We start from the raw sequence: 24,511 nt of genomic DNA, 5'->3' as shown, positions 1-24,511 counted from the left end.
TAACACTTACCATTCGAGTGATGGAAAATCGGCACTTCCTCGGTCAGCGCGAGCAGGCAAGGGAGAAATCCGTACGTGATGAGTAGCTACTTCGCCCGGTTCCCCCGGAGCGTGCGCTTCGACCCCGGGCTCCGGCTGCTCCGCGGGACCGCCGTCACCACGGCCGCCATGCTGGCCGCGTACGGCTCCGCGCTGCTGATCGAGCACTTCGCCCAGCTGCGGGTCGACGTGGTGGTCCAGGCCGTGGTGCTGGCCGCCACCGCCGCCCGGGTCCAGCTCACCTCCGACCGGTACGACCGGCTGCTCGGACTCGCCGTCCTCCCGGCGGCCGCCGCGGGCGCCGCCGAGATCGGGCGGCTGATGACCCTCCACCCGAACGCCGCCGACGCCCTCTTCACCCTCGGGACAGCGCTGGCGGTCGGCGTCCGCCGCTTCGGCCCCCGGGCGGCCCGGGCCGGCGGGATGCTGGTGCTGCCGCTGGTGGCGCTGCTGGTCATGCCGCCCGACACCGGACCGGTCCCAGGCCACGACCACACCCTGTGGGTCGCGCTGATCGCCGTCGTGTCCGGCGCCTGGGTGGCCCTCTTCCAGGCCGCCGCCGTCCGGACCGGACTGGTTCCGGCTCCCGTCCGGGCGCCCGCGCCGGAGTCGGCGCCACCACCGGAACAACCCGAGCCGGAGCCGGCGGCCCGTCGGCGGCCGGGCGTCCACACCCGGACGGCGCTCCAGACGGCGGGCGCGGTGGGCGGGGCGTTCCTCGCCGGGCGGGCCGTCTGGCCGGACCACTGGGCCTGGGTGGTGCTCACCGCGTTCATCGTCTGCAGCGGCGCCCGCGGCCGGGGCGACGTGTTGTTCAAGGGGCTTCAGCGGGCGGTCGGCGCGGCCGCTGGCACGGTGGTCGCGACGGCTGTCGCGGGTGCCTTCGGACCGCACGAGGACGCCGCCGTGGTGCTGATCTTCGCGGTCCTCGCGGTCGCCACCTGGCTGCGCGAACTCAGCTACGCCTACTGGGCGGCCTGTGTCACCGCCGTGCTCTCCCTGCTGTACGGCTGGTTCGGCCAGAGCTCCGACGACCTGCTGCGCACCCGGCTGGCGGCGATCGGCCTCGGCGCGGCCGTCGGCATCGCGGCCTCCTGGCTGATCCTCCCGCTCCGTACCCGGGACGTGCTGCGCCGGCGGACCGCCGACGCGCTGGCGGCGTTGACCGAACTGCTGGGTGTCGCGGGCACCGACCGGCCGGCCCTGCACCGCGGACGGGCCCGGTTCGCGTACGGGGCCGCGCAGCTCGAACTGCTGGCCCGCCCGCTGCGGGCCGAACGCCGGGCCGGGCGGTCGGCCCGGCGGCTGACCGGGCGCGGGTCCCCCGCCGGGGGCCCTTACCGGGCCGACGTGGTGGACGCCGTCGCCGCCTGCGAGGCCCCGCTGGGCGTGCTGGTGGACGGGGCGGTCGCCGACCCCGCGCTCTGGTCCGACCCCCGGGTGGCCCGGCTAAACCGGGCGGTCGCGGCCAACAGCGCGGCGGTCCGGCGGGCGATCGGCCGCCGGCCGGGGCCCGCCTACCAGGGCGTCCGCGCCCGGATCCCCCGGCAGCCGGGTACGGCTCCGGCGGGCTCTCCCGAGCAGCTGCGGATGCTGGCGGCGCTGCTCGCCGTCGACGACGCGCTCGGCACGATGGCCGCGGTCTTCGGCGACCCGCCGCGGGCCGGGGCCGAGGACGCCGAGGGGGCGGTGGCCCCCTGATCGTTCCGGCGGCGAGTACCCCTCGCCACCTCGGCACGGCACCGAAGCCCCCGCTCGCACCGGAAGTCGGCCGGGCCGACTTCGCGCGCAACGGACGGGGCCGGGCTTCGGGAGAGGTCCCGAAGCCCGGCCCCGTCCGAACCCGACGGTCAGCCTCCGTCGGGCCCGGGGCCGAGGACCCGGTCGAGGAAGACCGGCAGTGCGCGCTTCACTCCCCCGAAGGGCTCGTGTCCGGCACGGTAGCGCTGCCAGCCCACCGGGTGGCCCCAGTCCGCCAGGACGTCCCGCACCTTCGCGCCGCTCTGCTCCGGGATGATCCAGTCGAAGGCGCCGTGGCCGATCCAGACCGGCAGGTCCACCGCGACCGCCGACCGGCGGGAGGCCAGCAGCGGGACGGCCTCGTCCGGGAGGAACGGCGCGTACAGCGCCAGCCCGGCCAGCCGCTGCGGGTAGCGCAGGGCCAGCACCAGCGCCATCAGCGCCCCCTGCGAGAACCCGGCGACGACCGTCCGCCCGGCCCCCACCCTCGCGGTCTCATCGTCGAGCACGGCCCGCAGCCGCCGTTCGACCGCGAGCACACCGGGCAGCGACGCCGGGCCGGGGTTCTCCAGGGCGAACACGTCCTGTTCGAACCAGGCCCGCACCGGGTCGCCGGAGACCCGGCCGATCGGCCGCAGCGGTGCCTGCGGGAAGACCCCGCGGATGCCCGCCCGGTCCAGTTCCAGCCGGTCGGCCACCTCCGCCAGGCTCTCCGGCCCCTGGCCGAGGCCGTGCAGCCAGAGGACGGTGGCCCGGTGCCGGCCGACCGGTTCGATCACGTCGACCGGCAGCCGCGCGGTGCCCACCGCGTTCCCGCCGCTCACCGGACCGGGGCCCGACGGGGCTGCGCCGGGCGCTTGAACACCATGGACGCGTACTGCCCGCCGAAGCCGAAGGAGTTCTTCAGCACCGTGGCCACCGGGCGTTCCACCGGCGTCAGCGAGGTCTTCACCGCGCAGGCCGGGTCCGGTTCGGTGCAGGTGACCACCGGCGGGACGACGCCCCGCCCGAGGGTGAGCGCCGCCGCCACCGTCTCCACCACCCCGGACGCGGCCGAACCGTGCCCGGTGAGCGACTTCACCGCGCAGACGTCGAGCTCCGCCGTGCGCTCGCCGAACACCCGGTGCAGCGCCCGGGCCTCGGTGATGTCGTTGAGCTTGGTGGACGTGCCGTGCGCGTTGACGGTGTCGATGTCGTCCGGCGTCAGCCCGGAGCCCGCGATCGCGGTGCGCATCACCCGCTCGACCATGCCGACCTGCGGCGCGGTGATGTGGGTGGTGTCCACCGCCAGGCCCCAGCCGCCGACCACCGCGTGCGCCCCGGCCGAGCCGCGCCGGGCGGCGTGGCCCGCGGTCTCCAGGACCAGCGCCCCGGCCGATTCGTTGATCACCATCCCGGAGCGGCGCCGGTCGAACGGCATCGACGAGAGGGCCGGATCGCCCTTCCAGCGGGACAGCGCCATCAGCTGCCCGTACTGGGAGAGCACGTACTGGGTGTTGCGGGAGACCGAGACCGCGACCACCGCGACCTCCACCCGGCCGAGGCGCAGCAGCCGGACCGCCTCGGCGATCGAGCGCAGGCCGCCGGAGCAGGTGGCCTCCACCCGGGAGGCGATCAGCGGCACGCCCAGGCGTCCGGCCAGTTCGACCGGGAAGGCCGAGTGGTCCGACGCCTCCGCCGACAGCCGGCGGCTCCGCAGGCTCTCCAGCACGGCGGCCGGGTCGTTCCCGATCCGCCGGTACCGGTGGCCGAGCTCCCGGAAGTGGACCGCGTAGTCCTGCGGGAAGGAGCCGCTCGGCCCCGGCCAGACCCGGGACCAGACCAGTCCGGCGGCGTCGCCGCCGAGCGGGGCGGTGATGCCCGCGTCGGTGAGCGCCTGGTCCACGACGCAGTGCAGCAGGGTGTCGCCCCAGGTGCGGTCCGGGGCGCCCCAGCGTTCGGACACCTCCTTCCTGACGTCCTCGGGGATCAGGCCGGCCGCCCAGCCGCAGGGCAGTCCGCCGAGGTCCATCCGGTCCTCGGCGACCACGCCCGACCGGCCGGCCAGATTGGCCTCCCAGAAGTCCTCCACGGTCCCGCCGATCGGGGTGACCACCCCCATCCCGGTGATCACGATGTCCTCGTCCGTCACCGCTCCTCCTCCCGCTGTGCCTGCTGGTCGCCCGGGTCCCCGGTGACGCCGCCGAGCACCAGTGCGCCGGCCGAGGCGCTGCTCCGGCCGTGGTCGATCCCGGTGATCAGGGCGGTGCCGAGCCCCGGAACCGGACGGGCCCGCCCGGTCACGGTGTCCGGTCCGCCCAGCCGCGGGTCGGGCCTGCGCAGCAGGCCCACCGGTGGCAGCTGGCCGCGGCGCAGCGACTCGACCGCGAGGGCGGTGTCGATCAGGGCCGAGCACTCCAGGGCGAGGCCCAGGGTGCCCTTGCTGCTGGTCACCGGCACGGCGCCGATCCGGGGCAGGACGGCCGAGACCTCCTCCCGGTCGGCGGCCGGCGAGCCCGAGCCGTGCGCCCACCAGAGGTCCGGCCGCTCGCCGGCCCGGCGGAGCGCCGCCCGTACCGCCAGCCCGGTCGCGCTCGCCCGGTCGGCGGCGACCACCGTCTCGCAGGCGAGCAACCGGGCCAGCGCCCGGGGCGCCGGGGCGTCCGCCGGGGCGGCCCGCTCCAGCAGGACGGCGGCGGCGCCCTGACCGAGCAGCGGTCCGGCCCGTTCCGCGTCGAACGGACCGCGGCCCGGGGCGGCCTCGGTGCCGAGCGGCTCGTCCCGGTCGAAGGAGTGGAGCGCGGTGACCGAGGACGGCGGGGCCACCCCGACCACCAGTACCCGGTCGAGTTCGCCGCTCTCCAGCAGCCGCAGCGCGAGCGCCAGCGCGCCCAGGCCGCCGGCCGCCACCTCGCCGTAGGCGGCGACGTTGGAGCCCCGGAAGCCCGTCGCCATGCAGACGAACTGGCCGAGCTGGGAGGGGATGCCGCGGATGTAGGAGTAGTCCGGCACCTCCTCGTAGAGCAGGGTGGCGAGCGGGCGCGGGTCGTCCAGGGCCATCCCGGCGAGCCTGGGCATCACGTCGCCCAGTTCGTCGCCGGTGCTGCCGACGGCCATCACGGTGCCGCCGCGTTCCGGGTCCCCCCGGCCCGGCCGGTCGGGGGCGTCCGGGTCGCGGCCGGCCTGCCGCAGGGCGAGCCGGGCCGCTCCGACGGCCCAGTGGGCGGCCAGGTTGGCGTACTTGCGGTTGTCCACCCAGGGCTTGCCGGACGGCCACTCCACGGCGCCGCGGTCGACCGCGGCCACCGGCCAGGGCAGCGGCCCGGCCGGGCCGAAGAGCGAGCGGCCGGCGGCCATCGCGGACCAGAGCGCTTCGGTGCCGAGGCCGGCCGGGGAGATCACCCCGGTGCCGGTCACGATCACGTCGGACATGGCGCGGTTCCCCTTCCCCGCGTCACTCGCCTTCCCCGCGTCACTCGCCGACCCGGAGCGGGCTGTTGAGGTTGCCCCAGAGCGCGTAGCCGCCGTCGACCGTGATGGTCTGCCCGGCGATCCAGGCGGCCTCGTCCAGGCAGAGCATGGCGACCACGTCGGCACTGTTCTCGGGGGTGGTCATGTGTCCGTCCGGCCACGGGGAGACCGACTGCTCGTGCCGCACCCCGTGGTTGAAGTCGGGCCGGACGCTGAAGACGCCGGTCTGCACCAGGCCCGGGCGGACGCAGTTGGCGACGATGCCGTGCGGGGCCAGCTCGTAGGAGAGGAACTGGGTGAGGTTCTCCAGGGCGGCCTTGGCGGCGCCGAGCAGACCGGCCCGCGGCACGATCCGGGTGGTGGTCGAGTTGGTGATGGTGATGAACCGGGCGCCGGGGCGGCCCTTCATCAGCGGCACCCCGTGCTTGGCCAGCAGCCAGGTGGCCCGGGCGTTGGTGTCCTGGACGAACTGCCACTGGCTGAGGGTGGCGTTCTCCAGCAGGGAGAACTTGGTGGCCGCCGCGTTCTGGACCAGGATGTGCAGGTCCCCCCCGTGGGCCTCGCCGACCTCGGCGAGCAGTTCCTCGGCGGCCGTCGGCTCGGACAGGTCGGCCCGGTGCAGCGTCACGCTGGCGCCGGAGTCGGTGAGTTCGGCGGCGAGCTCCTTCGCGGGCCCTCCGCGGTCGACGTAGTTGATCGCCACGGTGGCGCCCCAGGCGGCGAGCTTGCGGCTGATGCCGGCGCCGATGCCGCGCGAGCCGCCGGTGACCAGGGCCACCCGGCCCTCCAGCGGCCGGGGTGCCAGCGGACCGGGCAGCGGGGCGGCCGGCGGGTTGTTCGCGGAGTCGTCGGTCATCGTTCGGTCCTCTCGCTGGTCCCGGCGGGGGCGGTGGCCGCCCGCGCCGGTTCGGTGACGGGTCCCGGGGCGGCCGGGTCCGCGGCGGGCGCGACGGCCGCGGCACGGCGCAGCACCACCACGCTCATCCGGCCGATCGCGTAGGTGCGGTCGTTGTCGTCGTGCACCCGCCGGGTGGACTCGACCAGCCCGAGCCGGTCGTCGATCTCGACGGACCGGCCGGTGCGGGTGGTGAACCAGAACGGGGTGTCGGGGTAGAGCGGGCGGACGAAGTCCCAGGCCAGGGTCCGCAGGCCGACGACGGCGGCCGGCGAGCCGTGCCGGACCACCCAGCCGGAGGTGATCGAGTGGATGAAGCCGCCGGGCACGATCCGCCGGGTGCGGTCGAGGGCCCGGGCGAAGGCGTCGTCGTCGTGGACGGGGTGCTTCTCGCCCATCAGGTCGAGCAGGCGGTCGAGCAGGTCGCCGCCGAAGACCAGCGGACCGAACCGGTGGTCGGGCGCGCCCACCAGGTCCTCCCAGTACTTCACGCCGGCACCCCCGCCCGGCGCGGCCGGGACCCGGCGGCGGCCCGCATCACCAGCCGGCCGCCGTCCACCGTGAAGGTCTGGCCCTGGATGTAGTCGGCCTCCTCGCCGGCCAGGAAGGCGACCAGGCCGGAGATGTCCTCGGGCAGGCCCCAGCGGGTGCCGGCGCCGTCCGAGCCGAGCCGCTCGGCGACGGCGTCGGTCATCCCGGTGCGCACCTTGCCGGGGGCCACGGTGTTGATCCGGATGCCCTTGCGGCCGACCTCGACCGCCAGCGTCCGGGTGAGCGCCTCCAGCCCGCCCTTGGCGGCGGCGTAGGCGCTCTGGCCGGGGCCGGGGATCCGCACCGAGTTGGACGAGATGTTGACGATCCGGCCCCAGCCCTGGTCGAGCATCAGCGGGAGGACCTCGCGGCAGGCCAGGAAGGGGCCGGTCAGGTTGATCCGGAGCACCCGCTCCCAGTGCGCGGTCGGGGTGGCGGCGACCAGCCGGTCGTCGATCACGGCCGCGTTGTTGACCAGGACGTGCAGCGCGCCCTCCCGGTCGGCGATCCGCTCGACCAGGTCGACGACCTGCTTCTCGTCCGCGACGTCGGCGCGGTGGGCGACCGCCCGGCCGCCGGCCGCCGTGACGGCGGCGACGACGGACCGGGCGGCCTCCTCGGCCTCGCGGTAGACCAGGTGCACGGTCAGCCCGTCGGCGGCCAGGCGGTGCGCGACGGCCGCGCCGATCCCGCGCGAGCCGCCGGTCACCAGGGCGATCCGGCCGCTGCCGGGCGCGGTCCCGGTCCGCTCAGACACGCTGGGCCGCCGCGACCGCGGCCAGGATCGAGCCGACCGTGCGGCGGTGCTCGGCCGCGGTCTCGTTCCAGTGGTCCAGGTCGAAGTCGACGCCGAGCCGGCGGTTGATTTTCCGGGCCAGCTGGAGAAGGTCCAGGGAATCCAGCCCGAGGTCCTCGACCACCGAGTCGGCCGGGGTGATCGACTGTCCTTCCAGTCCGGATTTGACGTCCTTGAGCAGCTCGACCAGGACGTTGAAATCGGCGTTTTCCGCGAGTGACATAATGTCTCCTCCGAGAGTTCCGAAATACCGCTGCGGACGCTGCCAATGCCAACAGACCGGTAAAGCCCACCGCAAGGGCCACTCATCCCTCCGACGCCGGACAACCGCCTCGGAGGGCGGTCGTCCGGACCGCCCTTCGTCCAGGCCAGGGCGGCGGAATCCGTCCCACCGCATTCCGGACGAATTGAATCAACCGCCCCTGACAAGCCCCTGTGGTGGCAACTTCTACACCATCGGACGATGCAAAGAAGAAGCAAAGGGGATTGACCTTGGGAGAACCGGATGACTACCGTGGTCGCACCCTTACGTGTACCACCCGGAACGTCATTCGAGGCGATTCACGACATCGCATCGCAGTCGGCTGGCCGAACCGGTCGGACCAGGTTCCGGCCATTACCGGGAACGACGGCCGACCGGGCGGCACGCCGTGGGGAGGGCGGCAATGGCGCGACGCAAGAAGGCGGTGCCCCCGGCGGCACCGCACTACGAACTGGCCCAGTGGCTGCGCGCCCTGCGCGCGGAGTCGGGCCTCACCTACCGGCAGATGGCCGACCGGATCGCCCGCTCGGGGTGCTCGCCGGCCACGCTGTCACGGGCCGACAGCGGCTCCGCCCTGCCCCGGCTGGGGGTGGTCGAGGCGTACGCGGCGGCCTGCGGGGCCTCGGTCCGCGAGGCACGGCAGCGCTGGGAACGGGCCGCCACCGGCACCGGCACGGCGGCGGCCCGCGCCGAACGGCGGCCGGGCGCGGCGCCGGCGGGCGGGCGGGCCCGAAGACTCGAACTGGTCTACGAGCCGGCCCATCTGCTGGAGGCGATGCACCGGCTGCGGCTGGCGGCGGGGCAGCCCTCGCTGCGCGAACTCCAGGAGCGGGCCCGGACCGGTGGCTTCGGGGCGCTGCCGCGCAGCACCCTGGCGGACGTGCTGTCCGGGCTGCGGATGCCGTCGGAACCGCTGCTGGTCACCTACGTCCGCTGCTGCGGCATCCCGGGGGACCGGATCGCCGCCTGGCGCGCGGCCTGGTTCCGGGCGGTCGGCAGTTGCGGGCCGGCCGCGGTGCCGGCCGCCGTCCCCCGGGTGCGCTCCCTGCAACGGCACCTGACCCGCTTCGGCGGTCAGGAGACGGCGGCGACCGTCTCGGCGTAGAGCCCCGCGATCGTGTGGTCGAACAAGGCGCTGTAGGAGGTGTCGTCGGTGTCACCGCCCTGCTGGTAGCCGCCGATGGCACCGACCACATGGCCGGTGGCGGTGGAGATCCAGGGCCCGCCGCTGGTGCCGCCGGGGTAGCCGGGGCAGTCGACCACCCGCTGGTAGGCGCTCTGGCGGCCGGTGGTGTTAGTGCACAGCAGGGGCTGTTCACCGCCCGCGGGGTAGCCGTAGAGCCGGACGGCGGTGCCGAAGGGCTCGTCGGTGCCGAGCGTGTTGCCGCCGACCACGTCCTCGACCCGGCGGCCGCGGTCGTCGGGGGCGGTCTCCAGGATGGCGAAGTCCTCGTCCTGGTCCCCGCCGTGGGACCAGCCGGTGGTGGTGTGCACGGCGGTGACCCGCCAGGTGCCGTACGGGGCCCGGCCGTCGCGGTAGCCCGGGGCGAAGGTGACGCCGCCCGGGTCGTCGAGGCAGTGGGCGGCGGTGAGCAGCAGGTTCCCGGTGGTGCTGTGCAGGACGCTGGCGGTGCAGAAGTGGTCGCCCGCGCGGACGGCGCCGGTGAACAGGGCGCCGACGGTGGCCGCCTCGGGGGTGACCGCGGCGGTGGCGGTGGTGCCGAGCGGCCCGTCGGCGGGGGTGGGGGCCGCCGTCGTGGGCGTGGGCGTGGGGGCGGCCGACCCGGTGGCCGGCTCCGGCCCCGACGGCTCCGACGGCTCCGCGGGTACCGGCGGGGCCGGGGGCTCCGGGGCCGCCGACGGCTCGGTGCCGGCGACCGGGACGGCGGCGGGGACGGTGGGGGTGCCCGGCGCCGCCGGCGCGACGGCGGCCGAGGTGGCCGGGGAGGCGACGGCGGTGGCCCGCGGGGTCAGGCTGTGGGTGCCCACCACCACCGCCGCCACGGTGAGGACGGAGAGGGCCGTGGTGACCAGGGTCGGCGCCAGCAAACGGCGGCGGCGGGGGGTACGGCGGCGGTGCTGGCCCATGTCGGTCGGCTCCTGCCCTGGTCGGCGGCGGTACGCGGTCGGTCCCGACTATCCCGTCCCGAGCTGGGAGGGTCGTGATGCGTCGCTGGGAACGGCATGAGAATTCAGCCGGTCGCCCCCGTTCGGGAGGTCCGCGGACGGGGGCGACGGAATCGGGGTCGACGGGATCGGGTCAGGTGGCCCGTTGCCGTTGGTGGGCCGGGGTCTGGGCCGGGGCCCCCGCGCTCGCCGGGGCCCCGGCGGCGGTGGCCGGCGCCTCGGCGGTCGCCCCGGTGGCCTCGCCGGGCGCGGGCCGGTGGTCGATCATCACGAAGGCGATCAGCGCGGCCAGCAGCAGGATGCCCATGGCGACCCAGGTGGCGATCACGTAGCCGTGCACCGCGCCCTGGGCCTGCACCGCCGGGTCCCCGGCGGTGGTGACCCGGGCGGCGATCCAGCTCGCGGTGGCGCTGGCCGCGATGGTGTTGAGCAGCGCGGTGCCGAAGGAACCGCCGACCTGCTGGGCCGAGTTGATGGTGGCCGAGGCGGCGCCGGCCTCGTTGGGCCTGACGCCGAGGGTGGCCAGACTCATCGACGGCATGAAGATCAGGCCCATGCCGAAGCCGAGCAGCAGTTCGGCGGGCAGCACCATGCCGGCCCAGGGGCTGTCCACCTTCATCTGGGTCAGCCAGGCCATGCCGGCGGCGGCGAGCAGCAGCCCGGGCCCGATCAGGTTGCGGGACGGCACCCTGGTCATCAGCCGGGCCGCGAAGCCGGTGGAACTGATGACGATGGCCGCGGTCATGGGCAGGAAGGAGACGCCCGACATCACCGGCGAGAAGTGTTTGATGACCTGGAGGTAGTAGGTCAGGAACAGGAACAGGCCGAACATGCCGATCATGGCCAGGCCGACCGAGAGGGCGGCGCCGCCCCGGTTGCGTTCGGCCACGATGTGCAGCGGCAGCAGCGCGTGCGGGGTGCGCTTCTCGACCAGGACGAACACCACCAGCAGCAGCACGCCGAGACCCAGCGAGCCGAGCACCAGCCAGTCGACCCAGCCGCGGGTGACGGCCTCGGACGTCCCGTAGACGATGGCGAGCAGGCCGCCGCAGCCGAGTACCGCGCCCGGCAGGTCGAGCTTGGTCCTGGTGTCCTTGCCGATGTGGTCGCGGTTCAGCACGGTGAACGCCGCGAAGGCGGTGGCGATCGCGATCGGGGTGTTCACGAACAGGCACCAGCGCCAGTTCAGGTACTCGGTGAGCAGACCGCCGAGGAGCAGGCCGATCGCGGCGCCGCCACCGGCGATCGCGCCGAAGATCCCGAAGGCGGTGCTCCGTTCCTTGGGATCGGTGAAGGTCGTGGAGAGCAGTCCCAGCGCGGACGGGGCGAGCAGCGCGCCGAAGGCGCCCTGGAGGGCGCGGGCGGCGAAGAGCATGGTGGGGCCGCCGGCGGCACCGCCGATCGCCGAGGCGAGGGCGAAGCCGAGCAGGCCGATGGTGAAGACGCGCTTGCGGCCGAAGAGGTCGCCGAGCCGGCCGCCGAGGAGCAGGAGTCCGCCGAAGGCCAGCGTGTAGGCGGTGATCACCCACTGCCGGTCGGCGTCCGAGATCCCGAGATCCTTCTGGGCCGACGGGAGGGCGATGTTCACGATGGTGATGTCGAGGACGATCATCAGCTGGGCGATGGCGATGACGGCCAGGGCCCACCAGCGGCGGGAGTCCGCCGTTCCTCGACCGGTGGCAGCTTGGGCTTGGGAGGACACTGGGGGAGCCTTTCCGGAGAGGTGCGGAGAGGACACGCAGTCGCCTTCCAGCCAAACGCGCCTCACGGCGAATGGCAAGGAAAAAGCTCACCAAATCGGTGGAAATGGGACAAAAGAACCAGGCCGCCCCGGCCTGCGGCCCGAGGTCCCGGGACCGTGCCCGGGACCTCGCGCCGCGTTCGGGTGCCGTCGGCGGGAGCGCCGTCGGCAAGGGGCCAGGTGGCGGGACTCAGAGCGCGGACAGCTCCGCGACCAGGTCGTCCAGGCCCAGCGAGCCCTGCGACAGCGCCGCCATGTGCCACGCCTTGAGGTCGAACACCTCGCCGCGCGCCTCGTGCGCCGCCCTGGCGGCCGCCCGCCCGCGCAGCCAGGCCCGCTCGCCCAGCTTGTAGCCGATCGCCTGGCCGGGCAGGCCCAGATAACGGACCAGCTCGCTGTCCAGGAAGTCGGCGGACAGCCCGCAGTAGCGGCCGAAGAACTCACGGGCGGCGTCCGGCTCGACCCGCTCCCCCGGGCGGTACGGCGAGTCGGCCGGGAAGTCCAGGCCGGCGTGCATGCCGATGTCGACGATCACCCGCAGCGCCCGCATCATCTGCGCGTTGAGGTAGCCGAGCCGGTGGCCCGGGTCGGTGAGGTAACCGAGCTCGTCCATCAGGCGCTCGGCGTACAGCGCCCAGCCCTCCAGGTTGGCACTCACCCCGCCCAGGCTGACCTGGTAGGTGGAGAGCCGGTCCGCGACGTAGTTCCACTGCGCGAGCTGCAGGTGGTGGCCGGGAACGCCCTCGTGGTACCAGGTCGAGACGAGGTCCCACTCCGGGAAGCGCTCGCGGCCGAGGGTGGGCAGCCAGGTCCGGCCGGGGCGGCTGAAGTCCAGCGAGGGGGCGGTGTAGTACGGCGCGGCGGCGCTGCCGGCCGGGGCGAGACGGGACTCGACCCGGGTGATCGGCTCGGCCAGGTCGAAGTGGATGCCCTGGAGGTCGGCGATCGCGCCGTCCATCAGCCCCTGGAGGAACTCACGGGCGGCCTCGGCCCCGAACCGTGCCGGGCCGTCGGTCTCCAGCCACTTCATGGCCTCCATCGGCCCGGCGCCCGGCCGCACCTTCTCGGCCTCGGTGCGCATCTGGGCCAGCAGGTCGTGGAACTCCTGCCAGGCCCAGGTGTACGCCTCGTCGAGGTCGAGGTCGGCGCCGGTCCAGTAGCGCACCCAGCGGCCGTAGCGCTCGCGGCCGACGGTGTCCGGGGCGTCGGCGGCGGCCGGGCCGTAGACCTCGCCGAGCCAGTCGCGCAGGGCCACCAGGGCCTCGGTGGCGGCCGTCGCGCGGGCGGACAGCTCCGCCTGCAACGGCTCGGGGGCGCCCTGGACCAGGTCGCCGAACCAGCCGGCCGGGGTGTCCCCGGCCAGCCACTCGCCGAGCTGGCCGATCACCGTGGTCACCTGGCGGGGGCCGGAGAGCAGGCCGCGGGCGATGCCCTCGGCGAGGGTCGCGCGGTACCCGGCGAGCGCCTCCGGCACCCGGGCGAGGCGGCGGCCGAGGATCCCCCACTGCGCCTCGGTGTCGGTGGGCATGAGGGTGAAGACGTCACGGAGATTGTGCAGCGGCGAGCCCAGGTTGTGGACGGCCCGGAACCGCTCGCCCGCGTCGTGGACGGCGAGCTCGGCGACGAGCCGCTCGCGCAGCAGGCGCGCGCAGCGCCGTTCGGCCTCGTCCCGGGCGGCACCGGCCGCACCGGCCTGGTCGAGCACCGCCTCGGCCTCGTCGAGCCGGGCCAGGGTGGAGCGCCCGAGGTCCGCGATCGCCTCGGCCCCGGCCGGGGAGAGGTCGGGGAGGCGGTCGTCCTCCGGGTTCAGGCCCAGGTACACCGCGGTCAGCGGGTCGAGCTCGGCAAGGTCCCGCACATAGGCGTCGGCGACACGGCGGGGGGTGGTGCCGTCGGAGCTGATCAGTTCAACCATCCGGACATCATTTCGTGGCACGCGCCGATTGCAAGCCCCTACCTGGTGGCATGGACCGGCCAATTCCCCTCCGCCCGCGCGGGCTCAGCCCCCCGAGCGACGCCGCCACCACCGACGCAGCGCGCGGCCCGGATCCCACCGGGACCGTCCGTGCGCGAAGCGGAAGAAGCAGAGGCCGATCAGTACGGCGCTGAAGTGCCCGAGGTCCGTGAAGGTGTGCGAGACCACCAGCGGCACCAGGTAGAAGACGACGACCCCGGCGCCGTAGAGCCACCGCCAGCCGCCCGCGAACCGGTAGGTGAGCACCGCGACCACCCCCGCCAGCGCGTACGAGACCCCGACGTCCACCGTCTCGGCCATGCTCCGCTGCAGGGTCCCGCGGACGATCCCCCAGGCCACCACGCCCTCGCTGACCAGGGTCGCCAGCACGTGCGCGGTCGCGGCCACCACGAACCAGCGCAGGGTGCCCAGCCAGCGTTCGGCGTTGGCGTGGAACACCGTGAACAGCACGGCGTACAGCGGCCAGCTGGACGTCTCCGTCCACAGCGCGCTGGCCACCAGGGCGTGCACCGGACGCGAGCGCAGCTGGTCCAGGTTGGTCGAGCGGGCGGCCAGGAACCAGTCCAGGGTGTGCTGGTCCATCCGGGCCACCACCAGACTGGTGAGCCCGAGGACGAGCAACCACAGGTACGTCCCCGGCGCCGAGCGCACCCAGGCCAGGAGCGCCCCGCGCGGACGGCGCGCGCGGGGCGGCCGTTCCAGCGTGTGCGCCATCCGGCGGGCCTCCTCGACAGGGTGGCGTGCTGTGTCCCATCCTCGGCCGGGGGCCGGTGGAGCGCCTCCCGGGCCCGCCTTCCGGGCCACCCCGGCACCGGCCTCCGGACGGGCCGTCCCGGGGCGGGGCCGACCGCCCGGACAGGCGCAAACGCCCGTTCGGAAGATCGGTGCAGACCCGGCTCCGATCCGGCCCGGGGCCGTTACGCTGACCGGCATGGAAGCCAGCTCAGCGCCCGTACCGCCGGCCCCCGAACCGGCTCCCAAACCCCGGCGCGCCGGGTACCGGCGGCTGCCGGTGCAGCAGCGGCGCGAGCAGCTGATCGCGGTCGCCCTGGAGCTGTTCGCCCACCGGGCGCCCGAGGAGGTCGGGCTGGACGACGTGGCGCAGGCCGCCGGCGCCTCCCGGCCGCTGGTGTACCGCTACTTCGCGGGCGGCAAACAGCAGCTGTACGAGGCCGCGCTGCGCAGCGCGGCCGAGGAGCTCACCCACCGCTTCGTGGTGCCGCTCGCCGGGACCCCGACCCAGCAGCTGTCCGCCGTCCTGGAGCGCTACTTCGCCTTCGTCGCCGGGCACGGCACCGGCTACTCGGCGCTGCTGCGCGGCGGCTCGGTGGTGGAGACGGCCCGCACCTCGGCGATCGTCGACGACGTCCGGCGGGCGGCGCTCAAGCGCACCCTGCGCCACCTCGGGGTGCGGCAGGCCGGGCCGAGACTGACCCTGCTGGTGCGCTCGTGGATCGCGGTGGTCGAGGGGGCCTCGCTGAGCTGGCTCGACGAGGGCCGGGAGGTCCCGGTGGACGAGCTGCGGGAGTGGCTGGTGGACCAGTTCGTGGCGATGGCGGCGGCGACCTCGCTGCACGACCCGCAGACCGCCGAGGTGCTGTCCGGACTGCTGGCCCTGGAGGGCGCGGACTCGCCGCGGACGGCCCGGCTGCGGGCGGCACTGGGCGGCCCGGCCGAGTAACGGAGCGGCGGGCGGGGTGTGGCACACGCGCGGCCGGGGGAGACCGGGCGGGGCGCGCGGCCCGGGGTCCGGCCCGACCCCCGTGCCAAGGGTCGGGACGGCGGACGGCTACGCCTTGCCGAGGACCTGCCGCTGCCGGCCGAGCCCGTCGATCTCGATCTCCACGATGTCGCCGGGCGCCAGGTAGGGCGTGCCCGGGCGGCCCAGGGTGACCCCGGCCGGAGTGCCGGTGACGATCACGTCGCCCGGCTCCAGCACCATGAACTGGCTCGCGTAGCGGACCAGCTCCAGCACCGGGAAGACCATCCGCTCGGTGGAGCCGTCCTGGCGCAGCTCCCCGTTGACCCACAGCCGCAGCGGCAGCCGCTGCGGATCGGCCACCTCGTCGGCGGTGACCAGCCACGGCCCGAGCGGGGTGAAGGTCTCCGCCGACTTGCCCTTGTCCCACTGACCGCCGCGCTCGAACTGGAACGCCCGCTCGGTGACGTCGTTGGCGATGGTGTAGCCGGCGATCACCCCGGCCGCCGCCGCGTGGTCCGGCAGGTAGCGGGCGGTCCGGCCGATCACCACGGCCAGCTCGGCCTCGTAGTCGGTCTTCTCGCCGCCGCGCGGCACCAGCACCTCGTCGTACGGGCCGACCACGGTCGAGCCGGGCTTGAGGAAGATCACCGGTTCGTCCGGGATCGCCGCGCCCGCCTCGGCCGCGTGGTCCCGGTAGTTGAGGCCGATGCCGACCACCTTGCCGGGGCGCGGCACCGGCGGGCCGACCCGCTGCCCGCCGATCCCGGCCACCGGCAGCCGGCCGGCCGCCAGCTGCCCGGCCAGCGCGGCCGCGCCGCCGCCGGTCAGACCGGCGAGGAAGTCGCCGTCGATGTCCGCGGTCACCCCGGAGAGGTCGTACGCGGTGCCGTCCTGGTCCAGCACGACCGGGCGTTCGGCGCCCGGCGGGCCGACACGGAGGAGCTTCATCCGATCCCCACCTCCTAGTTCGTCGAGTTCGTCGCAGCTCGCCGGACGTCCGGCCCGGACCGCCCGGAGGCGGCACGGACCGCGCCCGACGCCTGTGCAGCGAGGTATATCAACGGCGCGGCGCCCCGGACCAGACCGTCCCGATCGGCGAAATCCTCCCAACCGCCCGAGCCCGGCACCGGCCGACCTGGGTGCCCGTACGGTTGACAGCCCGCCTGGCCCGCCGGCCGTCCCGGCGAAGCGCCCCGACGAAGCGCCCCACCGGGCCGTCACGCCCGGGGCGAACACCCGGTCGAACGACTGCGCCGCGGGGCAGGATCGACCCCATGGAGATCACCCGGATCCGACCCGAACTGACCGTCGTCAACCTCGACTTCGGCACCGTCTTCCTCTGGCGCGACGAGGACGGCTCACTCACCCTGATCGACACCGGCACCGCCGGACAGGCCGACACGATCGAGGCGGCGATCCGCGCCGACGGCGCCGACCCGGCCGCACTGCGCGCCATCGTGCTCACCCACCACCACGAGGACCACGCCGGATCGGCCGCCGAACTCTCCCGGCGGCTGGGCGCCGAGGTGGTCGCCCACCGGCTGGAGGCACCGGTGCTCCGCGGCGAGCGGCAGCCCCGGCCGATGGTGCTGAGCCCCTTCGAGCAGGAGATCTGGGACAGCCTGCCGTCGCTGCCGCCCGCCCCGCCGTGCGCCGTCGACCGCGAGGTGGCGGACGGCGAGGTGCTCGGCTTCGGCGGCGGCGCGGTGGTGGTGCACGTGCCCGGGCACACGGACGGCTCGATCGCGCTGCACCTGCCGGAGCGGGGCGTGCTGTTCACCGGCGACCTCGCGGCCAACGTCGAGCACCGGACCATGCCCGGCGTCTTCAACGCCGATCCGGCGCTGGCCGTGGAGTCCTTCCGCCGGCTGTCGGAGCTGGAGGCCGACACCGTGCTGTTCGGGCACGGCGTGCCGATCGCCGAGGGCGGCTCAGCCGCCCTGCGCCGTGCCGTCGAGCAGCTGGGCCAGCACTAGCGCGGGCGCCGGGTCGGGCGCGGCGCCGGCGCTCTCGCGCTCCCACCGCTCCAGGTCGCGCCCGACATCGGCCCGGGCCCGCGGGTGGCCGTCCAGCGCGGACAGCAGTTCGCGCAGCAGGGCGACGGCCGCCCCCGGCCGGCCCGAGCGGGCCAGCCAGAGCGCCAGGTCGTGGCAGGTGCGCAGGGTCCGGGGATCGGCCGCCCCGAAGGCCCGGGCGAACTGCGGGATAAGCGCGAGCAGTTGCTCGGCGGCCCGCTCGGGCGAGCCGGCCGCGCCGCGCCGCCAGGCGTCGTCGGCCTTCTGCCGCAGTGCCTCCGGGTCGGTGCCGCCCTTGCGGTCCCGCAGCGCCCTGAGGTCGCGCAGCCGGGCGCGGACCTCGGCGGCGTCGGCGGGCCGGTCCGCCGCGTTCTTGGCCAGCAGCTGGAGGATCAGCCGGTCCAGGGCCGGATCGGCGGTGTCCGGGGGCAGCGGCTGCTCGTTGAGGTGCGCGTACATCATGGTGACGGCCTGGTCGGCGTTGAACGGGCGGCGGCCGGTGCACAGCTGGTAGAGCACCACGCCGAGCGCGTAGAGGTCGGCCCGGCCGTCGATCGGCAGGCCCGCCCAGCACTCCGGCGCCAGGTAGACCGGGGTGCCGATGACCACGTCGGTGGAGGTGAGGCCGCCGGCGGCCGGCTGGGAGAGCAGCCGGGCGATGCCGAAGTCCAGCACCTTGGCCTCACCGCCGTCGGTGATCATGATGTTCTCGGGCTTGATGTCCCGGTGCACCACGCCGTTGCGGTGGGCGGCGTCCAGCGCCTTGCAGATCTGCCGCACCCAGCGCAGCGAGACCGCCGGCTCCGGCAGGCCGTCGCGCATCACCTGGGCCAGCGAGCGGCCCCGGACCAGCTCCATCACCAGGTAGTGGGTCGACCGGGCGCCGTCCTGCACCCGCCCGTAGTCGTACAGGGTGACGATGTGCGGATTGGAGAGCAGGCCGACCGTCCTGGCCTCGCGGATGAACCGGCCGACCGCCTCCTCGTCGCCCGCCTTCTCGTCGGAGAGCACCTTGAGCGCCACCGCCCGACCGATGGTCTCGTCGTGGGCGGCCCAGACCACACCGAACCCGCCCCGGCCGAGTTCCCGGTCCAGCCGGTACCGGCCGCCCACGACATCGCCCGCCTGCATGCGCGCCCCCAAGTCCGCCGGAATCGAACACCGTTCATCCTGACCGGGTCACGATAGCGGCGGGGAGCGGCGGCCGGGTGAACGACCCCGGGGCCGCCCCCGGTCCGGGCCCGGCGCGGCCCCGGGCCCGTCGTGGGCGGCGGCCCCTACGGCTTGGGCTTGGGCAGGCCGACCGGGTTGATCTCGGAGGCGGGCACCGCCTCCGCGTCCAGGCCCCAGCGCTTCAGCACCTGGGCGTAGCTGCCGTTCCCGATCACCTCGTCGATCGCCCCGTGCAAGGCATTGACCAGGCCGCTGTCCTTCTTCGTGGTGGCCCCGATCTTGCCCAGCACCTCGGCGCCGCCGCCCGAGTAGGTGCCGATCACCTCGGTCTCGCCGGTCTGCACGGCGTGGAAGGCGGCCACCGGGTTGGGGCCGACGTAGGCGTCGATCCGGCCGGAGGAGAGTGCCAGGTAGTAGTCCGAGGAGTTCTGGAAGTACTTGATGTCGGCCGCCTTCAGGCCGTTCCTGGTGTTCTCCTCGTTCCAGGCGACCAGCAGCTTCTCCTGGTTGGTGCCGGAGGCGACGGCGACGGTCCGCCCGGCGATGTCCTCGGGCCCGGTGACCTTCCAGCCGCTGCCCTTCTTCGCCTCGAAGCCGAGGATGTCCTGCCGGTAGGTGGCGAAGTCGTACTTCTCCTTCCTGGCCTCGGTGACGGTGATGTTGGAGATGCCCACGTCGTACTTGCCGCTGTCCAGGCCGACGAAGATGTTCTCCCAGGAGACCGGGTTGAACTCGACCTTGAGGCCGAGCACATTGCCGATCAGCGAGGCGATGTCCGGCTCGACGCCGATCACCGTCCGGTCGTCGCTGGCGTAGAAGTCCAGCGGCGGCGTGGTGCCGAGCGAGTCGACCACGGTCAGCGTCCCGCGTCTCCTGATCTCCTCCGGCACCAGGGCGGCGAGGGCGTCCACCTTGGGCGTGGTCACCCGGTTCTGCTGCGGGCCGAGGTTCACCGCGGTGCCGTTCGGGGCGGTGCCGCCCTTGGCGGGAGCGAGGTCCGCCGCCGCGTCCGAGGAGCTGCCGCAGGCGGCCAGGGTGAGGGCGGCGGCGAGCGCGGCGGCGGTCACGAGGGCGCGACGGGGTAGGGACATGGCGGAACTCCTGCGGGGTGAAAGAGGGGCGTGACGGATGGTTCAGAGGACCTTGGCCAGGAAGGCCCTGGTCCGCTCGTGCCGGGGCGCGTCGAGGACGTCGGCCGGTGGGCCCTGCTCGACCACGGCCCCGTCGTCCATGAAGACCACGGTGTCGGCGACCTCGCGGGCGAAGCCGATCTCGTGGGTGACCACGACCATCGTGGTGCCGGCCCGGGCGAGGTCCTTGACGACGTCGAGCACCTCGCCGACCAGTTCGGGGTCGAGGGCCGAGGTCGGCTCGTCGAACAGCAGCACCTTGGGGTCCAGCGCCAGCGCCCGGGCGATCGCCACCCGCTGCTGCTGGCCGCCGGAGAGCTGCCGGGGGTAGGCGTCCGCCTTCTCGGCCAGGCCGACCCGCTCCAGCAGCTCCAGTGCCCGGGCCCGGGCCTCGGCCCTGGGCCGGCGCAGGGCGCTGACCGGCGCCTCGACGATGTTCTCCAGCACGGTGAGGTGCGGGAACAGGTTGAAGTTCTGGAAGACGAAGCCGATGTGGGTCCGCTGCCGCAGGACCTCGCGCTCCTTGAGTTCGTGCAGCCGGTCCCCGGCCCGGCGGTAGCCGATCAGCTCGCCGTCGATCGCGACGAAGCCGCGGTCGACCTTCTCCAGGTGGTTGATCGAGCGCAGCAGGGTCGACTTGCCGGAACCGGAGGGTCCGAGCACCACGGTCACCGAGCCGGCCGGGACGTCGAGGTCGACACCGCGCAGCACCGCGTTCGGGCCGAAGCTCTTCCACAGGCCGCGCACCTGCACCATCGGCGGTGCGGCGGTCGGCTCCCCGGCGGGGGCGTCCTCGCCCCGGGGTTCCTCGACGCGGGATTCCTTGACGACGGTGGTCATGAGCGGCCTCCGAGGGCGACGGCGGTGGCGGTGCGGGCGCGCAGGCCCCGGACGAGGGTGCGGGCCCGCTGGAGCGGGGTGGGCGGCGGGGTGCGGTCGGCCCCGCGGGCGAAGTACCGCTCGACGTAGTACTGGCCGATCGACAGCACGGTGGTCAGCAGCACGTACCAGACGGTGGCGACCATCAGCAGCGGCACCACCCGGCCGGTCCGGCCGTACACCACCTGCACCTGGTAGAAGAGTTCGCCGATGGCCATCACGTAGACCACCGAGGTGCCCTTGAACAGCGAGACCACCTCGTTGGCGGCGGCCGGCAGGATGCCGCGCATCGCCTGCGGCAGGACGATCCGCCACGCCTGGCGCCAACGCGGCACACCGAGCGCCGCGGCCGCCTCGCGCTGACCGGGGTCGACGGCGATGACGCCGCCGCGGATGATCTCGGCGGCGAACGCCGCCTGGTGCAGCCCGAGGCCGAGCACGGCCGCGCCCAGTGCGCCCAGCACGCCGATCGTCTCGACGTCGGCGAAGGTCGGCCCGAACGGGATACCGAGGCCGAAGCGCTTGTAGAGGTAGGAGAGGTTGAACCAGAAGACCAGCTGGACGATCAGCGGGACCGAGCGGAACACCCAGACGTAGGCCCAGGCGACGGACCGCAGGACCGCGCTGCGGGAGAGCCGCATCGCGGCCACGACGGCACCCAGCACGAAGCCCAGCACGGTGCCGTAGGCGGTGAGTTCGACCGTGCGGCCGACCGCGCGCAGGATGGTGTCGGCGGAGAAGTACACCCGGAAGGTGGCCCAGTCCCAGCCGGGGTTGGTGGCCAGGCCGTGGGCGAACTGGCCCAGCACGACGAGGGCGGCGAGGCCGGCCGCCCACCGCCAGGGGTACCGGGCGCGGACGGTGCGCAGGCCGTCCAGCTCGCCGAGGTCGAGCGGGGCGGCGACGGGCCCGGCGGGCGCGGCGGGCCCGTCGCCGGGTTTCGCGAGGGGTGCGGTGGCGGTGGTCATGGGGGGCTCCTCCCGGGGGGACAGGGGATCACTGGTGCTCGGGCGGGCTGATCAGGGACTCCTGGACGGCCGAGTCCGTCACCCCCCACTTCTTGAGGATCCGCTCGTAGGTGCCGTCCTTGATCAGCTCGTTGACGGCCGCCCGGAAGGCCGGGGTCAGCGCCGAGCCCTTCTTGAACGCGAAGCCGACGTCGAGCCGGTGGAACTCGCCCAGGAACCTGGTGCCGGACGCCTCCTGGGCGGCCTGGTAGCGCAGGCCGTTGATGGTGGACATCACGACGTCCACCCGGCCCTGCTGGAGGCTGGTCAGTGTGGCGCCGTTGTCGCTGAACGCCTTGACCTCGTAGGGCTGCTTGCCGGCGTCGGCGCAGACGTTCTTCCTGGCGTTGAGGGTGGTCTCGAAGGTGGTCCCGGCGCCGGTGCCGATGGTCAGCCCGCACAGCTGGACCAGGTCGGTGACCGGCTGGACGCTGGTGTTGTCCTTCTTGACCGCGAAGCCCTGACCGTCGTCGATGTAGGTGACGAAGTCGATGGTCTTCAGCCGGGCCGCGGTCACCCCGAAGTTGCCGGTGCCGACGTCGTACTTGCCGCTGTCGAGCGCGGGCAGGATGGTCTCGAACGCCGCCTCCTCGCGCCGCACGGTGAGACCGAGCAGCCGGCCGACCGCGTCGCCGAAGTCGATGTCCACCCCGGCGGCCTTCTTGGTGGCCTGGTCGGCGTAGAAGGCCGAGGGCGGGGCGCCGATCGAGGAGCCGAACTTCACCGTCCCGGCGTCGCGGACGTCGGCGGGCAGCAGCGCGGCGGCGCTGTCCGACTTCTTGAGGCCGGAGACGAGGTCCTCGGCGGCGGCGGAGACGGCCGGCCGGCCGGAGCCGCCCGCCCCGGTGCCGGTGCTCGGGTCCGAGCTGCACGCCGCCAGGGCCAGGACCGGCAGCAGGGCGGTGGCGGCGAGCAGCCGGTGGCGGGCGGTGGTGGTTCTCACGGAGGTGCCTTTCGGGAGGTACGGGGGCGGTGCGGGACGGCGGCGGGCGCGTGGGCCCGGGCGGTGGTCGGGCTCAGTGGAGGTGCTTCTCGAACGGCAGCGGACCGGGCCGGGGTTCCTCCGCCCCGTCGGCGGGCAGGACCGGCGGATCGGCGGGGTCGAACAGCGGGGTGTAGCCGGCGGCCAGGTACAGCGCCCTGGCCTCGGGCTGGCGCGGGCCGGTGGTGAGGAAGATCCGCCGGTAGCCGGCCCCGGCGGCGGCCCGCTCCAGCTCGGCCAGCACCCGGGTGGCCAGCCCCCGGCGGCGGTGCGCCGAGGACGTCCACATCCGCTTCACCTCGGCCGTCCGCTCGTCGTACCGCTTGTACGCGCCGCCGGCCACCGGTTCGCCGCCCTCCAGCAGGAGCAGCAGCAGGCCGTGCGGCGCGGTCCAGCTGTCCGCCGGGTAGCGGGTCATCTCCTCGTGCGCCTCGGGGCCGTAGCGGCGCACGTACTCCTCGGTGAGCTCGCGCACCAGCGGCTCGGCGAGCGGGTCGTCGATGCCGACCCGGCGGACCTCGACGTCGAGCGCCGGTGCGCCGTTCACGCCTGGACCGCGATCAGCTGGTGCCGGTCGTGCTCGGCCCGCCCGCTCCGCTCGGCCTCCGCCGCCGCCTCGGCGGCCGCCCTGGCCGCGTCGCGCTTGGCGACCTCCTCGCGGACGATCGGGATGACGTACCGGCCGAAGTCGATCGCGTCGTCCACCAGGTGGTAGCCGCGGGCGGACAGGATGTCCACGCCCAGGTCGTAGTAGTCCAGCAGCGCCTGGGCGACCGTCTCCGGGGTGCCGACCAGGGCGTTGGAGTTGCCCGCCCCGCCGGTGGCGGCGGCGGTCGGCGTCCACAGCGCCCGGTCGTAGCGCTCGCCCGCCTCGGCGATCTCCAGCAGGCGCTGCGAGCCCGCGTTCTCGGGCGCGGTGCCGGCCGGGCGGCCCCGGCGGATCAGGTCGCCGCCCTCGCGCCGGGCCCTGATCGCGGCGACCGTCCGGTGCGCCTTCTCCCAGGCCAGCTCCTCGGTCGGCGCGAGGATCGGCCGGAACGCCACCTGGATCCGCGGCACGTCGGCCCGTCCGGCCGCCCGGGCCGCCTCCCGGACCCGCTCGATCTGCTCGGCGGTGCGGGCCAGCGGCTCGCCCCAGAGGCAGTAGATGTCCGCCTCGGCACCGCCGGCCGCGTAGGCCGCCGCCGAGGAGCCGCCGAAGGAGACGCCCGGCCGGGGCGCCTGCACCGGGAGGACGTCGGAGACGAAGTCGTGGAAGCGGTAGTGCTCGCCCTCGTGGTCGAAGGGCTCCCGGCTGGTCCACGCCTTCTTGACGATCCGGATGTACTCCCGGGTGCGGTCGTACCGCTGGTCCTTGGTGAGGAAATCGCCCTCACGCTGCTGCTCGTGGTCGTTGCCGCCGGTGATGAAGTGCACGGTGAGCCGGCCGTCGCTGATCCGGTCCAGGGTGGCGAAGGTCTTGGCGGCGAAGGTCGGGTACGAGACGTTCGGGCGGTGGGCGAGCAGGATCTGCAGGTGGTCGAGGCGGGAGGCGATGAACGCGGCGGCGGGCGCCGGATCGGGCGAGCCGGAGCCGTAGGCGAACAGCACCCGGTCCCAGCCGTGCTCCTCGTGGGCGCGGGCCAGCTTCAGGGTGTAGTCGCGGTCGAACGCGGCCGTGGTGCTCGCGGTGGTCTCCGTACCGTCGGCGGTGGCGGCGATGCCGAGGAATTCGACGGGCATGGTGGCGGAACCTTTCGGTCGTCCGCGGTCCGGCCGGAGGCGGGCGGCCGGTGGGCGCGGGAGCGGGGGAAGGCAGGGGGCACCGCCGGCCGGCGGCCGGGGGCGGGAGGGCCGTACGGGAACGGGAACGGGAACAGGAGCGGGGCGGCGGCGGGCACGTGACGGCCCGGGCCGGTGCGGAGGACTGCCGGAGCGCAGCGGGGAGGAAGGGAGGAGGGGCGGCAGCGAGCGGTCGACGAGCCGTCAGGAGGTGACGGCCGTCCCGGCCCGGGACGGGGCACCGAGGGAGGTCGCTCCGGGGGAGGAGGGGGCCGGACGAGCGGCCCGCTGCCGGCTCAGCCGCGA

General features: G+C 74.6%; 23 protein-coding genes. 4 read left to right on the top strand and 19 right to left on the bottom strand.

Annotated elements, in window-relative coordinates; all coding sequences use genetic code 11:
• Positions 1-78: 78 nt before the first annotated feature.
• A complete protein-coding gene (locus ACIQ9P_RS14105; protein WP_402354709.1) occupies positions 79-1,740 on the top strand; it encodes an FUSC family protein in 1,662 nt (553 codons plus the stop codon).
• Between the two features lie 149 nt (positions 1,741-1,889).
• On the opposite strand, the gene ACIQ9P_RS14100 is transcribed toward ACIQ9P_RS14105, so the two are convergent.
• Genes ACIQ9P_RS14100 through ACIQ9P_RS14070 form a run of 7 tightly spaced genes read right to left on the bottom strand, consistent with a single transcriptional unit; the run spans position 1,890 to position 7,674 of the window.
• Complete coding sequence (locus ACIQ9P_RS14100) at positions 1,890-2,585, bottom strand: alpha/beta hydrolase (RefSeq protein ID WP_402354707.1); 696 nt, start codon at positions 2,583-2,585, stop codon at positions 1,890-1,892.
• 14 nt (positions 2,586-2,599) lie between these two features.
• Positions 2,600-3,910, bottom strand: coding sequence for a beta-ketoacyl-[acyl-carrier-protein] synthase family protein (locus ACIQ9P_RS14095; protein ID WP_402354705.1), 1,311 nt, complete (start codon positions 3,908-3,910; stop codon positions 2,600-2,602).
• Positions 3,907-5,190 carry a beta-ketoacyl synthase N-terminal-like domain-containing protein gene (locus ACIQ9P_RS14090; protein ID WP_402354703.1) on the bottom strand — a complete coding sequence of 428 codons (1,284 nt, stop codon included), beginning with the start codon at positions 5,188-5,190 and terminating at the stop codon, positions 3,907-3,909. Before ACIQ9P_RS14090 ends, ACIQ9P_RS14095 begins: the two co-directional genes overlap by 4 nt.
• A 40-nt stretch (positions 5,191-5,230) precedes the next feature.
• Positions 5,231-6,085, bottom strand: coding sequence for an SDR family NAD(P)-dependent oxidoreductase (locus ACIQ9P_RS14085; RefSeq protein WP_402354701.1), 855 nt, complete (start codon positions 6,083-6,085; stop codon positions 5,231-5,233).
• Complete coding sequence (locus ACIQ9P_RS14080; protein ID WP_402354699.1) at positions 6,082-6,615, bottom strand: hypothetical protein; 534 nt, start codon at positions 6,613-6,615, stop codon at positions 6,082-6,084. Before ACIQ9P_RS14080 ends, ACIQ9P_RS14085 begins: the two co-directional genes overlap by 4 nt.
• Complete coding sequence (locus tag ACIQ9P_RS14075; protein ID WP_402354697.1) at positions 6,612-7,412, bottom strand: SDR family NAD(P)-dependent oxidoreductase; 801 nt, start codon at positions 7,410-7,412, stop codon at positions 6,612-6,614. Before ACIQ9P_RS14075 ends, ACIQ9P_RS14080 begins: the two co-directional genes overlap by 4 nt.
• The gene (locus tag ACIQ9P_RS14070) at positions 7,405-7,674 is read right to left on the bottom strand and encodes a phosphopantetheine-binding protein (protein ID WP_402354695.1); all 270 of its coding nucleotides are present in this window, start codon (positions 7,672-7,674) and stop codon (positions 7,405-7,407) included. The genes ACIQ9P_RS14075 and ACIQ9P_RS14070 overlap by 8 nt, the downstream gene beginning before the upstream one ends.
• A 442-nt stretch (positions 7,675-8,116) precedes the next feature.
• Here ACIQ9P_RS14070 and ACIQ9P_RS14065 point away from each other — a divergent pair, with 442 nt between their 5' ends.
• The gene (locus tag ACIQ9P_RS14065) at positions 8,117-8,818 is read left to right on the top strand and encodes a helix-turn-helix domain-containing protein (RefSeq protein ID WP_402354693.1); all 702 of its coding nucleotides are present in this window, start codon (positions 8,117-8,119) and stop codon (positions 8,816-8,818) included.
• Here the strand turns inward: ACIQ9P_RS14065 and ACIQ9P_RS14060 are convergent.
• From ACIQ9P_RS14060 to ACIQ9P_RS14045, 4 genes are all read right to left on the bottom strand, one after another.
• Complete coding sequence (locus ACIQ9P_RS14060) at positions 8,788-9,801, bottom strand: trypsin-like serine peptidase (protein WP_402354691.1); 1,014 nt, start codon at positions 9,799-9,801, stop codon at positions 8,788-8,790. The two genes, ACIQ9P_RS14065 and ACIQ9P_RS14060, sit on opposite strands and share 31 nt — an antisense overlap.
• Before the next feature lie 172 nt (positions 9,802-9,973).
• The gene (locus tag ACIQ9P_RS14055; RefSeq protein WP_402354689.1) at positions 9,974-11,542 is read right to left on the bottom strand and encodes an MFS transporter; all 1,569 of its coding nucleotides are present in this window, start codon (positions 11,540-11,542) and stop codon (positions 9,974-9,976) included.
• A gap of 229 nt (positions 11,543-11,771) precedes the next feature.
• A complete protein-coding gene (locus ACIQ9P_RS14050) occupies positions 11,772-13,496 on the bottom strand; it encodes a DUF885 domain-containing protein (protein WP_402354687.1) in 1,725 nt (574 codons plus the stop codon).
• Positions 13,497-13,580: 84 nt separating this feature from the next.
• The gene (locus ACIQ9P_RS14045; RefSeq protein WP_402354685.1) at positions 13,581-14,270 is read right to left on the bottom strand and encodes a rhomboid-like protein; all 690 of its coding nucleotides are present in this window, start codon (positions 14,268-14,270) and stop codon (positions 13,581-13,583) included.
• A 217-nt stretch (positions 14,271-14,487) separates the two neighbouring features.
• Here ACIQ9P_RS14045 and ACIQ9P_RS14040 point away from each other — a divergent pair, with 217 nt between their 5' ends.
• Positions 14,488-15,237 carry a TetR/AcrR family transcriptional regulator gene (locus tag ACIQ9P_RS14040; RefSeq protein WP_402354683.1) on the top strand — a complete coding sequence of 250 codons (750 nt, stop codon included), beginning with the start codon at positions 14,488-14,490 and terminating at the stop codon, positions 15,235-15,237.
• A 108-nt stretch (positions 15,238-15,345) separates the two neighbouring features.
• Here the strand turns inward: ACIQ9P_RS14040 and ACIQ9P_RS14035 are convergent, their stop codons facing one another.
• Entirely contained in the window at positions 15,346-16,206 is an 861-nt protein-coding gene (locus ACIQ9P_RS14035; RefSeq protein WP_402354681.1) for a fumarylacetoacetate hydrolase family protein, read from the bottom strand.
• A 326-nt stretch (positions 16,207-16,532) separates the two neighbouring features.
• Here ACIQ9P_RS14035 and ACIQ9P_RS14030 point away from each other — a divergent pair, with 326 nt between their 5' ends.
• Positions 16,533-17,234 (top strand): MBL fold metallo-hydrolase, encoded by a 702-nt coding sequence (locus ACIQ9P_RS14030; RefSeq protein WP_402354679.1) that lies wholly within the window; start codon positions 16,533-16,535, stop codon positions 17,232-17,234.
• On the opposite strand, the gene ACIQ9P_RS14025 is transcribed toward ACIQ9P_RS14030, so the two are convergent.
• The 7 genes from ACIQ9P_RS14025 to ACIQ9P_RS13995 all read right to left on the bottom strand — a co-directional run bounded on the left by ACIQ9P_RS14025 (position 17,190) and on the right by ACIQ9P_RS13995 (position 24,166).
• A complete protein-coding gene (locus ACIQ9P_RS14025; protein WP_402354677.1) occupies positions 17,190-18,404 on the bottom strand; it encodes a protein kinase in 1,215 nt (404 codons plus the stop codon). The two genes, ACIQ9P_RS14030 and ACIQ9P_RS14025, sit on opposite strands and share 45 nt — an antisense overlap.
• Before the next feature lie 146 nt (positions 18,405-18,550).
• Entirely contained in the window at positions 18,551-19,537 is a 987-nt protein-coding gene (locus ACIQ9P_RS14020; protein ID WP_402354675.1) for an ABC transporter substrate-binding protein, read from the bottom strand.
• A gap of 42 nt (positions 19,538-19,579) precedes the next feature.
• A complete protein-coding gene (locus ACIQ9P_RS14015) occupies positions 19,580-20,332 on the bottom strand; it encodes an amino acid ABC transporter ATP-binding protein (RefSeq protein WP_402354967.1) in 753 nt (250 codons plus the stop codon).
• 80 nt (positions 20,333-20,412) lie between these two features.
• Positions 20,413-21,423, bottom strand: coding sequence for an amino acid ABC transporter permease (locus ACIQ9P_RS14010; protein ID WP_402354673.1), 1,011 nt, complete (start codon positions 21,421-21,423; stop codon positions 20,413-20,415).
• Positions 21,424-21,451: 28 nt separating this feature from the next.
• On the bottom strand, positions 21,452-22,405 hold the full coding sequence (locus tag ACIQ9P_RS14005) for an ABC transporter substrate-binding protein (protein WP_402354671.1): 954 nt from the start codon (positions 22,403-22,405) through the stop codon (positions 21,452-21,454).
• Between the two features lie 73 nt (positions 22,406-22,478).
• Positions 22,479-22,991 carry a GNAT family N-acetyltransferase gene (locus ACIQ9P_RS14000; RefSeq protein WP_402354669.1) on the bottom strand — a complete coding sequence of 171 codons (513 nt, stop codon included), beginning with the start codon at positions 22,989-22,991 and terminating at the stop codon, positions 22,479-22,481.
• Positions 22,988-24,166 (bottom strand): LLM class flavin-dependent oxidoreductase, encoded by a 1,179-nt coding sequence (locus ACIQ9P_RS13995; RefSeq protein WP_402354667.1) that lies wholly within the window; start codon positions 24,164-24,166, stop codon positions 22,988-22,990. Before ACIQ9P_RS13995 ends, ACIQ9P_RS14000 begins: the two co-directional genes overlap by 4 nt.
• Between the last annotated feature and the right edge of the window lie 345 nt (positions 24,167-24,511).

Source organism: Kitasatospora sp. NPDC094019 (assembly GCF_044764505.1).
In the GTDB taxonomy this organism is placed as follows: Bacteria; Actinomycetota; Actinomycetes; order Streptomycetales; family Streptomycetaceae; genus Kitasatospora.
Note: the sequence above shows the minus strand (reverse complement) of the source record. Positions and strands in the feature narration are given on the sequence as shown.

Excerpts from the sequence above, each read along its gene's own strand:
- ACIQ9P_RS14105 (WP_402354709.1), top strand. The coding sequence starts at position 79 with ATGAGTAGCTACTTCGCCCGGTTCCCCCGGAGCGTGCGCTTCGACCCC.
- ACIQ9P_RS14090 (WP_402354703.1), bottom strand. The coding sequence starts at position 5,190 with ATGTCCGACGTGATCGTGACCGGCACCGGGGTGATCTCCCCGGCCGGC.
- ACIQ9P_RS14085 (WP_402354701.1), bottom strand. The coding sequence starts at position 6,085 with ATGACCGACGACTCCGCGAACAACCCGCCGGCCGCCCCGCTGCCCGGT.
- ACIQ9P_RS14070 (WP_402354695.1), bottom strand. The coding sequence starts at position 7,674 with ATGTCACTCGCGGAAAACGCCGATTTCAACGTCCTGGTCGAGCTGCTC.
- ACIQ9P_RS14065 (WP_402354693.1), top strand. The coding sequence starts at position 8,117 with ATGGCGCGACGCAAGAAGGCGGTGCCCCCGGCGGCACCGCACTACGAA.
- ACIQ9P_RS14060 (WP_402354691.1), bottom strand. The coding sequence starts at position 9,801 with ATGGGCCAGCACCGCCGCCGTACCCCCCGCCGCCGCCGTTTGCTGGCG.
- ACIQ9P_RS14050 (WP_402354687.1), bottom strand. The coding sequence starts at position 13,496 with ATGGTTGAACTGATCAGCTCCGACGGCACCACCCCCCGCCGTGTCGCC.
- ACIQ9P_RS14045 (WP_402354685.1), bottom strand. The coding sequence starts at position 14,270 with ATGGCGCACACGCTGGAACGGCCGCCCCGCGCGCGCCGTCCGCGCGGG.
- ACIQ9P_RS14040 (WP_402354683.1), top strand. The coding sequence starts at position 14,488 with ATGGAAGCCAGCTCAGCGCCCGTACCGCCGGCCCCCGAACCGGCTCCC.
- ACIQ9P_RS14035 (WP_402354681.1), bottom strand. The coding sequence starts at position 16,206 with ATGAAGCTCCTCCGTGTCGGCCCGCCGGGCGCCGAACGCCCGGTCGTG.
- ACIQ9P_RS14030 (WP_402354679.1), top strand. The coding sequence starts at position 16,533 with ATGGAGATCACCCGGATCCGACCCGAACTGACCGTCGTCAACCTCGAC.
- ACIQ9P_RS14025 (WP_402354677.1), bottom strand. The coding sequence starts at position 18,404 with ATGCAGGCGGGCGATGTCGTGGGCGGCCGGTACCGGCTGGACCGGGAA.
- ACIQ9P_RS14020 (WP_402354675.1), bottom strand. The coding sequence starts at position 19,537 with ATGTCCCTACCCCGTCGCGCCCTCGTGACCGCCGCCGCGCTCGCCGCC.
- ACIQ9P_RS14015 (WP_402354967.1), bottom strand. The coding sequence starts at position 20,332 with ATGGTGCAGGTGCGCGGCCTGTGGAAGAGCTTCGGCCCGAACGCGGTG.
- ACIQ9P_RS14010 (WP_402354673.1), bottom strand. The coding sequence starts at position 21,423 with ATGACCACCGCCACCGCACCCCTCGCGAAACCCGGCGACGGGCCCGCC.
- ACIQ9P_RS13995 (WP_402354667.1), bottom strand. The coding sequence starts at position 24,166 with ATGCCCGTCGAATTCCTCGGCATCGCCGCCACCGCCGACGGTACGGAG.